This is a genomic window from Streptomyces sp. GD-15H (assembly GCF_045291515.1).
Lineage (GTDB): Bacteria > Actinomycetota > Actinomycetes > Streptomycetales > Streptomycetaceae > Streptomyces.
The window spans coordinates 6,592,863-6,606,068 of sequence record NZ_CP149447.1 but is presented as its reverse complement, the minus strand read 5'-3'; the positions used below and the strand labels follow the sequence as shown (position 1 = coordinate 6,606,068).

Genomic DNA, 13,206 nt, shown 5'->3' with positions numbered 1-13,206 from the left:
TGCCGCCTTCAATGCCGCAGTATGTACGTCACCCATCAGCGGCGTTCGATATACTGAACACCGTCTCTGGTGATGAATGTGCTGCTGGAGACTATAACTTCAGCTTCTCGTCGAACGGAGGGTCAAAGGGCATGTCGGCTGGCGAGACGGGCGGCGGCGCGCAGGTCAAGTCCGCGGTGCGGACCGTTGAACTGCTCGAGTACTTCGCCGGGCGCCCCGGTATGCACTCCCTGGCGGCGGTCCAGGAGGCCGTCGGCTATCCCAAGTCCAGTCTCTACATGCTGCTGCGCACCCTTGTCGACCTCGGCTGGGTGGAGACGGACGCGACGGGCACGCGGTACGGCATCGGCGTGCGGGCGCTGCTCGTGGGCACGTCCTACATCGACGGCGACGAGGTGGTCGCGGCGGCCCGCCCGACACTGGACCGGCTCTCGGACGACACCACGGAGACCATCCACCTGGCCCGGCTCGACGGCACCAACGTCGTCTATCTGGCCACCCGGCAGTCGCAGCACTACCTGCGCCCCTTCACCCGGGTCGGCCGCCGGCTGCCCGCGCACTCGACGTCACTCGGCAAGGCGCTGCTGAGCACGTACACGGACGAGCAGGTGCGCAAGATGCTCCCGGAGACGCTGCCCGCCCTCACCGAGAACACCATCACGGACCGGGAGAAGCTCATCGAGGAACTGCACCAGGTGCGCGAGCAGGGCATCGCCGTGGACCGCGAGGAGAACACGCTCGGGCTGCGCTGCTTCGGGGTGGCGATCCCCTACCGCACGCCCGCGCGGGACGCGATCAGCTGCTCGGTGCCGGTCGCCAGGCTCACCCCCGCGCACGAGCAGATGGTCAAGGACGCCCTGTTCGACGCACGCGACCGGCTGACCCTGGCCACCCGGAGACTCTGACCTTGGAAATCGCCCTGCGCGCGGTGCACGACAGCGACCTGCCGGTCTTCTACCGGCAGTCGAACGACCCGGAGTCCCTGCGCATGGCGGCCTTCACCGCCGAGGACCCGGCCGACCGGAACGCCTTCGAGGCCCACTGGGCCCGTATCCGCACCGCGCCGGACGTCGTCGTACGCACGGTGCTGTGCGACGGCGACGTGGTGGGCAACGCGGCGGTGTACGGAGAGCCGGGCGAGCGTGAGGTGACGTACTGGGTCGACCGCGCGTACTGGGGCAGGGGCATCGCGACGGCGGCCCTGCGGGAGTTGCTGGCCGAGGTGACCGAACGCCCGCTGTACGCGCGCGTGGCCGCCGACAACGCGGGGTCGCTGCGGGTGCTGGAGAAGTGCGGTTTCCGGGTCTTCGCGCGGGACACGGGATACGCGCCCGCGCGGGGCACCGAGATCGACGAACTCGTCCTCACGTCGACCGGCTGAACGGCGCCCTCCCCCACGCGGGGGAGGCGGATCGTCACCGAGCGGGACGTGTCCGTGGGCGGCCTCGCGGGAGCCTGAGGACATGTCGCAGACACTCGCCTCCGCCCTCGCCACCGACGGCCCCGCCCTCCCCGCTCCCGCGGGCTGCTGCGCGCCGTCGCCGTCCTGGCCTGCCTGCCGTACCTCGCTTTGAAGACCGCCTGGGTGGCGGGCAGTCACGTCGGCGTCCCGGCGGGCAGTCCGCTGCTGGACCACCCCACCGGGATGGTCGTCGCGAACGTCCTGACAATCCTCATGGACTGCGCCGTGATCGTGCTCGCCCTGCTGCTGACCCGGCCGTGGGGCCTCAGGGTGCCCGCGTGGCTGCTCGCGCCGCCGATGTGGGTCGCGACGGGACTGCTCGCGCCGATCATGACCGGCTATCCGCTGCAGTTGCTGGTGCGCGCGCTCGGCGGGAGCACCGCGGGCACGGCGGGCGGCGAGGACGAACCCTTCCTGCACGAGTGGGTGTTCGCCGTCGTCTACACCGGATTCATCGTTCAGGGCCTCGCCCTGGGCACGTTGTTCGTGCTGTACGCCCGCGACCGCTGGGGCCACCTGTGGCGCGGCCGGATGGGAGACCTGCCCGCCGGGCTCCTGGGGACGGCGCAGCGGGTCACCGCGGTCGTGGCGGGCGTGCTCGCCCTGTTCCCGCTGACGCTCCGGCTCGTCTGGGCCGGCGGCGGCACGACCGGGCTGAGTGCGGGCCTCGTCGCGGAGCGGGGCAGCGACTTCCACGTCCTGGAGTCCCTGTACGTGGTCTTCCTCCTCACCGCGGTCACCGGCGGCGCCCTGCTGGCCTTCGGGCGCGGCCGGGTGCTCCCGGTGCGGGTGCCGCTGGCCCTCGCCGGGATCAGCTCCGGTGCCGTGGCCTGCTGGGGCGGTTGGATGGCGGTGGCCGCGCTGGTCACCGGGGGAGATCCCGCCGACCGTCCGACCCGCCTGATGCTCCTGGCCTACGCTGGCCAGATGATCGTCGGCCTGCTCGTCGCCACCGTCGGCGTCCGTTTCCTCGCGGCGCGGTCCGCCGGGGCAGTGAAGCGTCCGGTGACGTGAGGGCGTTCGCGCGGCCGCTGTTCGGCCGACGGGCGCGCCTGCGCTGGATCCATCTGATCCTGGGGGGCGCGCTCGCCATGCCGTACGTGCTCGTCGGCTCGGTCGTCATCGGTCCCGCGACCGGCGGCACCGCCGTCTTCTCGACGCTCCCCCTTCAGCTCGCCTCGTTCGCCGTCGGCCTGCCGCTCGCCGCGGTCACCTCCCTGTTTCCGCTGACCCGGTCGCTGGAGACCGCCGCCGTGCGCTGGCTGTGCGGGGTCGACGGGGACCGGCTCGCCGACGGGCCCGCCCGCACCCGGGCCGCGAAGGGCCGTACGGCGGCCTGGTACACGCTGCACCTGGGGCTGGGCGCGACCGTCGCCGGGATGTCGCTGGCGGTGCCGCCGTTCGCCGCCGTACTGATCGTGCTGCCGCTCTTCGCGGGGCTGCGGGACAGTCCGCTCGGGTTGCCCGAAGTCTTGGATCACGCTTGGGCGTTGGCGCTCTCGCCGGTCGCGGGCGTGGCCTCGCTCCTCGCGCTGGCGGGCTGCGCGGCCGGCTGCGGCGCGCTGCTGGCCCGCTGGGCTCCGACGCTGCTCGGCCCCACCCCCGAGGACCGGCTCGCCGCCGCCGAGGCGCGCGCCGCCGACCTCGCCGTACGCAACCGGCTGGCGCGCGAGCTGCACGACTCGGTCGGGCACGCGCTGAGCGCGGTCACCCTCCAGGCGAGCGCGGCGCGCAGGGTCCTGGACACCGACCCGGGGTTCGTCCGTGAGGCCCTCGCCGCCATCGAGGACACCACGCGCCGCACCGTGGGCGAACTCGACGCCGTACTCGGTGTGTTGCGCGACGACGAGGCCAACGGCACCGCGCCGGCACCCACCCTGGCCGCCGGCCTCGACGCTCTGCTGTGGGCCACCCGGGCGAGCGGACTGAAGGTGGCGGCCGCGATCGGGACACCGCCGGACGCGCTGCCTCCGATCCTCTCCCGCGAGGCGTACCGCATCGTGCAGGAGGGACTGAGCAACGCCCTCAAGCACGCCGGTGAGAGGGGCACCGTGACCCTGTGCGTCGAGGTGCGGGACGGCCATCTGGAGATCACGGTCGAGACCCCCTCGGCGCCGCCTCCACCGCCCGCCCCGGGGGCGGTCACGGCCTGTGCGGTGTGCGGGACCGGGCCCGGCTGCTGGGCGGCACCGTCCGGGCGGGCCCGGCGGACGGCACCTGGCGGCTGCGCGTACGGCTGCCGATGCGGGCCGCGACCTGAACGACTTGGACCCGCGGGACGCTCCGGGCGGCCCGAGGCCTCGGGCCGCCGCACGCGAACAGTCCGCCCCGGGCCCGGCGCCCGGGCGGAGCCGCTGCTCACAGAATCCGGACACCACCCATGACGAGCCCCACCCCGGTCCGTGTCGTCCTCGCCGACGACGAGCGCATGGTACGCACCGCCCTGCGGGCCATCCTCTCCGCCGAGCCGGATCTCGAGGTGGTCGGCGAGGCGGCCACCGGCGCCCAGGCCGTGTCGGTCGTGCGGGAGCAAAGACCGGACGTGGTCCTCATGGACGTACGGATGCCGGAGATCGACGGCATCCGCGCCACCGAGCAGATCCTCACCGGCCTCGACCGGCCGCCGCGCATCGTCGTCCTCACCACCTTCGAGAACGACTCCTACGTGTACGACGCGCTGCGCGTCGGAGCCGCCGCGTTCCTGCTCAAACGGGCGGAGGCCGACGCGCTGGTGAGTGCGGTCCGGCTGGTGGCGCGCAGCGACACGCTGCTGTTCCCGGCGGCGGTGCGCGCACTCGCCACCGAGCACGCGACCCGCACTGCTCCGGCGTGGGCGGCGAGGCTGACCGGGCGCGAGAGCGAGGTGCTGCGGCACATGGCGACCGGGCTGACCAACGTGGAGATCGCCCGGCTGATGGGGGTCGGCCCCGCCACGGTGAAGACCCATGTGGCGCAGGTGTTGGCGAAGACCGGGAGCCGGGACCGCACCCAGGCCGTCATCGCCGCCTACGAGGCGGGTTTTGTGCACGGTTCCTGAGCCCGGCGGGCCCCCTGCCCCTCCGCACGGGTTCCATGAGCGCCTGAGGGCGGGCGGCCCTCACAGGACGGAGTCGCGCCAGGCGTACACCTCGTCCTGCACCGCGTCGTCGAAGACGTGGCCGTCCGGCCACGTCTTCAGCCGCAGTCGGTCCTCTGCGCCCTGTGAGCGCCAGACGGCACGCAGCTTGCCGTAGGCGGTACGCACCCCGTCGGCGGGGAACAGGGCGTCGAGCCCGCCGTGGAAGAACAGCATCGGCCGGGGTGCCGCGATGCTCGCCACGTCGGGGATGTCCAGGTGCCGGGCGAGCCCGGGGTGGAGCATGTGGAACGCCGACTGCCCGCGCAGCGTGTTTTTCCCGGGCACCATCATCTCCTTTCCTTCAGGCCGGTCATCCAGCACACGCTCGCCGCCGCCGCGATGTGGTCGCTGAGCGCGGCCACCTGCCAGGCCCGGTAGCCGCCCATGGAGAAGCCGAGGGCGGCGGCCCGGTGCCCGTCCACCCGGTCGAGGCCGGCCAGGAAGGCGGCGGCCCGCTGGTCCTCGCAGGCGTGGAGTCCGGCGGGTGAGAGCCGAGGTGGAAGAGGTCGCTCGCCAGTTCCCGCTGCCGCTCGTGGACCAGCGGCCCCCGCTCGCCCCGTCCGAGGGCGTCCAGGCAGAGCACCACATGGCCGCGCCGGGCGAGTTCGTCGCCGGCGAAGCGCCCGGCGAAGTACCGCTCGGCCCACTGTTCGGCGGAGGCGAGCCGGGTGTCGTCGTACCAGGGCCGGACGCCCTTCTCCTTGCCGACGTCGAAGCGGGAACCGTGGTCGTGCAGGAGAAGCACGGCCGGGAAGGGCCCGGTGCCCCGCGGGGTGAGCAGGGCCCGCGGACCCTGCCGTACCGGGTGAGCGAGAGCTCCACGGACTCGCGGGTGCAGCCGTCCCCTCGGGGACCCGCGGTGAACTCGGGCGCGTACGGCGTGCCGTCCTGGTCCTCGACGACGAGCAGTTCCTCGGTCTTCTCCCGGGCCGCCCGCCGCCACGCCGGGAAGTCCCGGACGGGTGAGGTGCCCCAGGCGAGTGGGAACGTCAAGTCGTCCTTGAGTGCCGGATGGAGGCCGGGCGGCCCGGGGGCGGGGATCACTTGCCGGTCCGGGGGCGCCGGTCGCCGAGGTAGGTCTCGCGCAGGTGGGCGGCGGCCTGGGCGGGGATGAGCTGGGGCCGGGCCGGGGGCAGCAAGGAAGGCATGCGGGGCTCCTTCGGTACGGGGAGGACCGGGGCGGGCGCGCGCCACAGTGGGGGTGGAGCGCGCCCGCCCCGGCGACGGTGGGCGCGGGGACGTCAGCGGATGCGGCCCGCTCCCGCGCCGTGCTTGACCAGTGCCGGGACCGCCTGCACCGGGTGAACGGCGGTACGCAGGGTGGGTGTCCAGCCGGCGCCGGACCGGAGGGTCCCCTCGGGGCGCTCCGCGTTGTGCACGGCGATCAGGTCGATCCGCTCGCCGTTGACGCGGTTGTTCTCGGCGGTGAGCGGCGAGTCGTTCCACCGCTTGAGGATCTTCGGCGCGCTGCCGCCGTCCGTCAGGGCCGACTTGAACCCGGCCCAGTCACTGACGGTGTGGACGTGCGCGGCGGTGGCGTCGGCGCCTCCGGTGGTGCCGGTTCCCTGGGACGCCCAGCCGTCGTTCGCGTCGAGCGTCTGCCGGGCGGCGTCGCGGGGGCCGGGGTGAGGGCCGGAGTGGGCCTGGGCGCCGGTGCCGGTCAGGGCCAGCACGAGGGCGGTGCAGCCGGCCAGCGAGGCGGCTCTCGCTGCGGCATGCTCATGCCACATCGGTCTGTTCATGGTGCGGCTCTCCCTTTTCTCGTTTCTCGTGTGTCCGTGGTGCCGGCGTATCCGTGGTGCCGGTGTCAGGCGGCGGCGTCCGGCCAGGTGATCCAGGACTCGGGGATCACCTCGTGCAGCCGGCGCACGCCCCGCGGTGCGAGCACCCGGGTGCGCAGCAGCTCCCGGGCGACCAGCCGGGCCACGGCGATCGCGCCGGGCGGGTTGAAGTGCGTGTTGTCCTGCTCGGTCGCCGTCCAGTTGAAGTACTCCTTGGTCTCCCCGACGCCCAGCTCCTGCCACAGCGCCAGCGACAGGGCCTGGATGTCGAGCAGCGCGACCCGCTCCTCGCCGGCCGGCGCCCGCATCGCCGCCGGGTACGCGCCGTGGCTCGGCACGGCGTCGCCGGCCGTGTCGAACCTCCGGCGCTCCACGGCGGTGGCCAGCACGGGCCGCGCCCCGCGGGCCCTGGCCCCGGCGACGTACAGCCGCAGGTGCTCCCGGTACGTCGTCCAGGGCTCGGTGTAGCGGCTCGGGTCGGTGGCCTTCCGAGCAGGGCGCCGACCCAGCGCCACGGGGTGGCGGCGAAGATCTGCCCGGAGGGGCGGAAGCCGTCACCGGTGTCGTACGAGAAGCGGCAGCGGGCTCCGGCACCGGCCTCGATCCGCAGTCGCGCCCGGCCCTCGGGGGCGAGCCGCGGACGGTCGGCGTCGCGTTCCCTCCCCCACTGCCCCGAAGGCGTGGGAGGTGCCCCCGCGGCGACCGTCTCGGCGAACCGGTGCACCAGGTGTGCCGTGCCGTCCGGTCCCCGCTGGAGTCCGATCCAGCGGTAAGCGTCGCCGAGGACCGCGAGGCCGGCCCGTGCCCCGGGCTCCTGGCTGGCGAGCCGCAGTTCCACGTCGACGGTGCACGGGATGCCGGGCAGCCGCTGGGTGAGCACGTTCGCCAGCCTGCGCAGGTCGTGCGCGTCGGCGGTGCGCACGCAGGTCAGCCGCAACCCGTCGGCGGAGTGCTGGGTGGCCCAGCCGTCCCGGGGATTGGCGGTCCACTGCCACTGGCGGCCGTAGCGGCCTCCGGGGAAGTCGTCGTCGGTGGCGGGCCCCGCGGCCGGCTGCGCGGGCAGGTCCGGTCGGCGGTGCCCGGCGACCGGCGCGCCGGCGTCCCCCAGCACCGGCTGGCCTCCCTCACCGCCCCAGTGCATCGGCTGGAGATGCACGACCCTGCCGTACGCCCCGCGCTGCTGGAAGTGCAGGAACCAGTCCTCGCCGGACGGGGTGCGCACCCAGCCGCCCTGGTGGGGGCCGTTGACGTCGGTGTCCCGCTGTTCCAGGACGACCTTCTCCTCGTACGGCCCGAAGAACTCACGCGACCGGAAGGCGCCCTGCCAGCCGGTCTCCACTCCCCCGGCGGGCGCCAGGATCCAGAACCAGCCGTCGTACCGGTAGAGCTTGGGGCCCTCCAGGGTGAACCAGCCGGGGATGCGGTCGGCGTCGACGATCACCTTGCCCTCGTCGAGGAGTTCGGTGCCGTGGGGATGCATGCGGTGGCCGGTGAGCCGGTTCTTGACGCCGCTGCGGGACTTGGCCCAGGCGTGCACGAGGTACGCCTCGCCGCTCTCCTCGTCCCACAGCGGGCACGGGTCGATGAGGCCCTTGCCGGCCTTCACCAGGTGGGGGCGGGTCCAGGGCCCCCGTATCTCAGGGGCGTCGACCTGGAAGATGCCCTGGTCGGGGTCACCCCAGAAGATCCAGAACCGGTCGTCGTGGTGGCGCAGGGACGGTGCCCAGACCCCGCAGTCGTGCCGGGGGACCGCGAACTCGCTCTCGGGTTGCAGTCGTTCGAGGGCATGGCCGACGAGTGTCCAGTTGACCAGGTCGCGGGAGTGGAGCAGCGGCAGTCCGGGGACGCGGCCGAAGCTGGAGGCGGTCAGGTAGAAGTCGTCGCCGACGCGGATCACGTCGGGGTCGGACCAGTCGGCGTTCAGGACCGGGTTCCGGTAGGTGACGTCCGCCGGCTCGGCGCTCATCGGCTCACCGCCTTGCGGACCAGGGCGGCGGCGTCGTCCCGGCCGAGCCGGCCGTCGGCGACGACGGTGACGACACGGCGGACCACCGTCCCCCCGGGCGGGACCGGCAGCCGTTCGTCGGGAGCGAGGGAGGAGCCGACGCCGGGGTACTCGGCGGTGCGCACGAACCAGGGGTCGCGGCGGGTCGGTTCGGTGGCGCCGGCGAAGACCAGCGTCCAGCGGGTGCCGGCCAGGGCGAGCCAGTCGGCCCGGTGGCCGTGCGCCGCGGCTTCGCCCTCGGCGGCGGCGGTGAAGACGTCCGGTGCCGTCGCCTCCTTGCGGGCCCGCCAGAAGAAGCCGCCGTAAGCCGCGCCGGGGCGGCCGTTGGTGGCCGGGCTGCCGAGGGAGAGCGGGGCCCCGGTGACGTTGGTGAGGGAGAAGGTGAAGTCCAGCGCCCAGGCGGTGTCGGTGAGTTCGGTGGCGGCGACCGTACGGCGCTCCCGCAGCAGCTCGCCCGGCGCGGCGATCCAGCGCAGCTCCTCCACGAAGCCGTCGGGGTCCCGCAGCCGGAAGGAGGTGTGCCGCTGGGAGCCGTGGTTGTCCAGTTCGGTCGGGCCCTGGTCGCGGACGTAGGTACGTCCGCCCCAGAAGTTGTGCCCCTCGACGTCGGGAACGGCGACGCCGACGCCGAGGTGGTGGGTGTGGTCCGCGGGGGACAGTTCGGTGACCGCCGTGCCGGCCAGGGTGGTGACGGGGTGCAGATAGGGGCGCGGGGAGAGCCCGAGGGGCAGCTCGGGCCGGGTGACGTACCGACCGACCGGCCGGCCCGCGACGCGCAGGTGCCGTAACTCGTGCCGCTCATCAGGGCGTCGGAGATCCGCACCATGTCCCGCACCCCCTGCTTGAGCAGGTGGTCGGGGAGGGGCAGCATCCCGTACTCGGGCATCCCGGGCCCGCCCTTGGGGCCGGAGTTGCGCAGTACCAGCACATGGTCGGCGGTGATGTTCAGCGCCGGGTCGTTGAGGGTGCGCTGCATGGTCCGGTAGTCGTCGAAGACGACCGCGGGGCCGGTGTGCCGCAGCAGGTGCGGCTCGGCGGCGATGTGCTTGATGACGGCGCCGTCCGGGCAGAGGTTGCCGCGCAGTACGGCGACCCCGCCCTCGTCGGCGACCGGCTTGTCCCGGGGCCGGATGACGTCGTCGTGGTGCACCTGCGCGCCGGCGATCTGTTCGCGCAGGGTGTCGTGGGAGACGGTGGGCCGGTCCAGGTGGAGCAGGTCCGGTATCCGGGAGAGGAAGCCGGGCAGACCGCCCGCGAAGTGGAAGTCCTCCATCAGGTACGTCTGTCCGCCGGGCCGTACGTTGGCCAGCACCGGGACGGTGCGGGCGAGGCGGTCGAAGTCGTCGAGGGTGAGTTCGACGCCCGCGCGGCCTGCCATCGCGATCAGATGGATCACGGCGTTGGTGGAGCCGCCCAGGCCGAGGACGGTCGTCACCGCGTCCTCGAAGGCCTCCGCGGTGAGGATGTCGCTCAGTTTCCGGTCCCGGTGGACCAGTCCGACGATGCGCAGCCCGGCCGCGGCGGCCATTCTGTCGTGCCCGGAGTCGACGGCGGGGATGCTGGAGGCGCCCGGGATCGTGACGCCGAGGGCCTCGGCGGCGGCGGTCAGCGTGGAGGCCGTCCCCATGGTCATGCAGTGGCCGGGCGAGCGGGCCAGGCCGCTCTCGATCTCCTGCATCTCGCAGTCGCCGATGACGCCCGCCCGCTTGTCGTCCCAGTACTTCCACATGTCGGTGCCGGAACCGAGCACCTCGCCCCGCCAGTGGCCCGGCGGCATGGGTCCGGCCGGGACGAAGACCGTCGGCAGGTCGACGCTGGCCGCGCCCATGAGCAGGGCGGGCGTGGACTTGTCGCAGCCGCCCATCAGCACGGCGCCGTCGACCGGGTAGGACCGCAGCAGTTCCTCGGTCTCCATGGCGAGGAGGTTGCGGTAGAGCATCGGGGTCGGCTTCTGGAAGGTCTCGCTGAGCGTGGAGACCGGGAACTCGAGCGGGAATCCGCCGGCCTGCCAGACACCCCTTTTGACCGCCTGGGCGCGGTCACGCAGGTGGGCGTGGCAGGGGTTGATGTCGGACCAGGTGTTGAGGAGGGCGATGACGGGCTTGCCCAGGTGCTCCTCGGGCAGGTAGCCGAGCTGGCGGGTGCGGGCGCGGTGGCTGAAGGAGCGCAGCCCGTCCGTGCCGTACCACTGGTGGCTGCGCAGTTCCCCGGATCGCTTGCGCCGCTCGTCGGGGACGCTCATACGGACCACCCCGCGGCTATCGCGGCCACCTCGGCCCGCTCCTGCTCGGTCAGCTGCCTGCTCGGCGGGCGGACGTCTCGGCGGCACAGGCCAAGGGAGGCGAGGGCCTCCTTGACGACGGAGACGTTGTCGGCGGAACCGTTGGCACCGCGCAGTTCCTCGAAGCGGCGGATCTGCTCCCAGACCTTCATGGCGGTCGCGTAGTCGCCCGACCTGAGCGCCCCGATCATGTTCAGCGACACCGACGGGGCGACGTTGACCAGGCCGGAGGTGAAGCCGGTGGCGCCCGCCGAGAAGTAGGAGGGTGCGTACGGCTCGGCCAGCCCGGCGACCCACACGAACCGCTCGATGCCGGCGTCCCGCGCGAAGGCGGCGAACCTCGCCGCGTCCGGTACGGAGTACTTCACGCCGATGACGTTGGGGCAGGTGTCGGCGAGTTCGGCGAGGCGGGTGCCGGTGAGCCGGGCGTTGCGGATGTAGGGGACGACGCCCAGGTCGGGCACCGCCTCGGCGATGGCGCGGTGGTAGTCGACCCAGCCGCTCTGGGAGACGTAGGGGTGGACGGGCTGGTGCACCATCACCATCCGCGCGCCGAGGTCACGGGCGTGCCGTGCGGAGGCGACCGCGGTCGGTACGTCGTGGCCCACGCCGACCAGGACGGACGAGCCGTCACCGGTCTCCTCCATGGTCAGCTCGGCGACGGTGCGCCGCTCCTCGGGCGTCAGGGCGTAGAACTCGCCGGTGTTGCCGTTGGGGGTCAGGGTGGTGATGCCGGCGTCGAGGAGGCGACGCAGCAGGGCCCGGTAGCCGGCCGGGTCGACGGAGCCGTCCTCGGCGAACGGGGTCACCGGGATCGCCACCACGCCGGCCAGGGCCGCCCGCTGGGTCTCGAACGTCGTCGTCATGCCTGGCCGTCCTCTTCCTGGGCTTCCGGAGCCTTTCCGGCTTCCTGGCCTGCTCGGGCTTCCTCGGTGTCGAGGTCCGCGTCGAGGTCCGCGTCGGGAAAGGCCCGGCGCACGAAGGACGCGATGTGCGCGTGCAGGGCGCGTGCCGCGCCGTTCGCGTCTCCGTCGAGGGCGAGCCGCAGGATCTCGCGGTGCTCGCTCGCCTCCCGCTCCCAGGAGGGGTCGGCGGCCCAGGCCACGGCGGAGACGAGTGCCGCCTGGTCGCGGACCTCGTCGAGCATCCGGCCGAGCAGCGGGTTGCCGCACGGCATGTACAGGGCGCGGTGGAACTCGCGGTTGCTCAGGGAGCGTTCGGCGGTGTCGGTGGCCTCGTCGGCCCGGGTCAGCGCGTCGCGTGCGGCGTCCAGGGAGGCACCGCGCCGGACGGCGCGCCGGAGCGCCTCGGGTTCGAGGAGGAGTCGCACGTCGTAGACCGCACGCGCCATGTCCGCGTCGACCGTGCGCACCGTGACGCCCTTGTACTGGCTCATCACGACCAGGCCGGTACCGGCCAGGGTCTTGAGGGCCTCCCGCACCGGGGTCTTGGACACCCCGAACTGCGCGGCGAGGTCGGCCTCGACCAGGGCCTGGCCCGGTGTCAGCCGGCCGGTGAGGATGCGTCGTTTGATCTCCTCCAGCACGTACTGCGTGCGGGAGGGGATCGGCATGGGCACAGAGGTCATGCGCGCCTCTCGAATCTCACATATCGCGTCTCATATATGACGTACGAAGTACGACGCGATGAAACTAGGAGCGGCCCGGGGTTTCGTCAATGCTTCTGACAAAGGAAGTCCTGGTTGCCGTTCACGCGGTCCGGGAAGGGCTGTCCACACCGCTCCCGGCCGTCCCCGTGGTCGGATTCGCGGCCGGACCCATGTGCTTCCGCAATATCGCGAACGCGGCGCGGCCGGGCATCCGTCACTCGGAAGTGACGGATGCCCGGCCGCTCGGAGGGTCTCGGGGGCTCCCTGGATCAGGCCTTTCGCGTCCACCCCGGATCGCGGCCGCTCAGCCCCACGGTCCGGTCCAGCAGCGGGGCGTCGGACGGCACCGGCACTACGGGGCCGAAGATGCCCTCGCCGCCGTCCCGGCCGGGTTCCGCCGCGGCGGCGAGGAGGAAGGTGTGCACGGCCTCCAGGGCGGCGGGGTCGGGTGCGTAGGGCTGGCCGGTGGCGCGGGCCAGGTCCCAGCCGTGGATCACCAGTTCGTCGGCGGCCACGGCCCCGGCCACCTCGCCCGGCAGGTTGACGCCCCCGGCCCTGGTCATGCCGGTCCAGGCCCCGGGGCCCCGCCAGGCGTCGGCGAGTTCGTCGAGCACCCGGGGCAGTTCCTCGCGCCAGCCGGGCCGGAGGTCCGGCACGGCGGCGTCCGGGCTGGTGTCGGTGGTGGCGCCGAGGTCCTTGCGCCCGGCGTCGCGGAAGGCGACGGACAGCCCGACGAGGTGGCCCAGGATGTCGCGCACCGTGTACTTCGGGCAGGGCGTCCCGTCCGCGAGCTGCGCGTCGGTGACGCCCTCGGCGAGTCGCGCCACGATCCGCGCCTGCGGTCCGAGGTCGAGAATCGGGTCTGTCATGGGCTTGCTCCTCACGTTTCCACTCGCAGCACCGCGCACGGCGCTGCGAGTGGTTCAGCTCCTGAGGGGTGGACCGCCCCC

The 13,206-nt window shown here is 73.3% G+C and carries 9 protein-coding genes and 5 pseudogenes; 5 read left to right on the top strand and 9 right to left on the bottom strand.

Going from position 1 to position 13,206, the window contains the following annotated elements:
• The first annotated feature begins 131 nt into the window (after positions 1-131).
• The 5 genes and pseudogenes from WJ438_RS31175 to WJ438_RS31155 all read left to right on the top strand — a co-directional run bounded on the left by WJ438_RS31175 (position 132) and on the right by WJ438_RS31155 (position 4,499).
• Entirely contained in the window at positions 132-905 is a 774-nt protein-coding gene (locus tag WJ438_RS31175) for an IclR family transcriptional regulator (protein ID WP_406728176.1), read from the top strand.
• A gap of 2 nt (positions 906-907) precedes the next feature.
• Complete coding sequence (locus tag WJ438_RS31170) at positions 908-1,381, top strand: GNAT family N-acetyltransferase (protein WP_406728175.1); 474 nt, start codon at positions 908-910, stop codon at positions 1,379-1,381.
• Between the two features lie 189 nt (positions 1,382-1,570).
• Positions 1,571-2,476, top strand: coding sequence for a hypothetical protein (locus WJ438_RS31165; protein WP_406728174.1), 906 nt, complete (start codon positions 1,571-1,573; stop codon positions 2,474-2,476).
• Positions 2,473-3,722: pseudogene (locus WJ438_RS31160) on the top strand (sensor histidine kinase). Before WJ438_RS31165 ends, WJ438_RS31160 begins: the two are co-directional and overlap by 4 nt.
• A gap of 120 nt (positions 3,723-3,842) precedes the next feature.
• On the top strand, positions 3,843-4,499 hold the full coding sequence (locus WJ438_RS31155; RefSeq protein WP_406728173.1) for a response regulator: 657 nt from the start codon (positions 3,843-3,845) through the stop codon (positions 4,497-4,499).
• Between the two features lie 60 nt (positions 4,500-4,559).
• Here the strand turns inward: WJ438_RS31155 and WJ438_RS31150 are convergent.
• The 9 genes and pseudogenes from WJ438_RS31150 to WJ438_RS31110 form a co-directional block, all read right to left on the bottom strand.
• Positions 4,560-5,624 (bottom strand): annotated as a pseudogene (locus WJ438_RS31150) (dienelactone hydrolase family protein).
• Between the two features lie 197 nt (positions 5,625-5,821).
• The gene (locus tag WJ438_RS31145) at positions 5,822-6,322 is read right to left on the bottom strand and encodes a hypothetical protein (RefSeq protein WP_406728172.1); all 501 of its coding nucleotides are present in this window, start codon (positions 6,320-6,322) and stop codon (positions 5,822-5,824) included.
• A gap of 65 nt (positions 6,323-6,387) precedes the next feature.
• Positions 6,388-6,849, bottom strand: a pseudogene (locus tag WJ438_RS31140) (rhamnogalacturonan acetylesterase); the annotation flags it as partial.
• Positions 6,849-8,327 (bottom strand): annotated as a pseudogene (locus WJ438_RS31135) (family 43 glycosylhydrolase); the annotation flags it as partial. The pseudogenes WJ438_RS31140 and WJ438_RS31135, both read right to left, overlap by 1 nt.
• A complete protein-coding gene (locus WJ438_RS31130) occupies positions 8,324-9,145 on the bottom strand; it encodes a PmoA family protein (protein WP_406729863.1) in 822 nt (273 codons plus the stop codon). The gene WJ438_RS31130 and the pseudogene WJ438_RS31135, both read right to left, overlap by 4 nt.
• A pseudogene (locus tag WJ438_RS31125) lies at positions 9,141-10,608 on the bottom strand (dihydroxy-acid dehydratase); the annotation flags it as partial. The gene WJ438_RS31130 and the pseudogene WJ438_RS31125, both read right to left, overlap by 5 nt.
• Complete coding sequence (locus WJ438_RS31120; RefSeq protein ID WP_406728171.1) at positions 10,605-11,513, bottom strand: dihydrodipicolinate synthase family protein; 909 nt, start codon at positions 11,511-11,513, stop codon at positions 10,605-10,607. The gene WJ438_RS31120 and the pseudogene WJ438_RS31125, both read right to left, overlap by 4 nt.
• Positions 11,510-12,235: a GntR family transcriptional regulator gene (locus WJ438_RS31115; protein WP_406728170.1), complete on the bottom strand. Its 726-nt coding sequence runs from the start codon at positions 12,233-12,235 to the stop codon at positions 11,510-11,512. Before WJ438_RS31115 ends, WJ438_RS31120 begins: the two co-directional genes overlap by 4 nt.
• 290 nt (positions 12,236-12,525) lie before the next feature.
• Positions 12,526-13,125: a TIGR03086 family metal-binding protein gene (locus tag WJ438_RS31110; RefSeq protein ID WP_406728169.1), complete on the bottom strand. Its 600-nt coding sequence runs from the start codon at positions 13,123-13,125 to the stop codon at positions 12,526-12,528.
• Between the last annotated feature and the right edge of the window lie 81 nt (positions 13,126-13,206).

Coding starts and splice junctions, on each gene's coding strand:
- WJ438_RS31175 (WP_406728176.1), top strand. CDS start 132: ATGTCGGCTGGCGAGACGGGCGGCGGCGCGCAGGTCAAGTCCGCGGTG.
- WJ438_RS31155 (WP_406728173.1), top strand. CDS start 3,843: ATGACGAGCCCCACCCCGGTCCGTGTCGTCCTCGCCGACGACGAGCGC.
- WJ438_RS31145 (WP_406728172.1), bottom strand. CDS start 6,322: ATGAACAGACCGATGTGGCATGAGCATGCCGCAGCGAGAGCCGCCTCG.
- WJ438_RS31120 (WP_406728171.1), bottom strand. CDS start 11,513: ATGACGACGACGTTCGAGACCCAGCGGGCGGCCCTGGCCGGCGTGGTG.
- WJ438_RS31115 (WP_406728170.1), bottom strand. CDS start 12,235: ATGACCTCTGTGCCCATGCCGATCCCCTCCCGCACGCAGTACGTGCTG.
- WJ438_RS31110 (WP_406728169.1), bottom strand. CDS start 13,125: ATGACAGACCCGATTCTCGACCTCGGACCGCAGGCGCGGATCGTGGCG.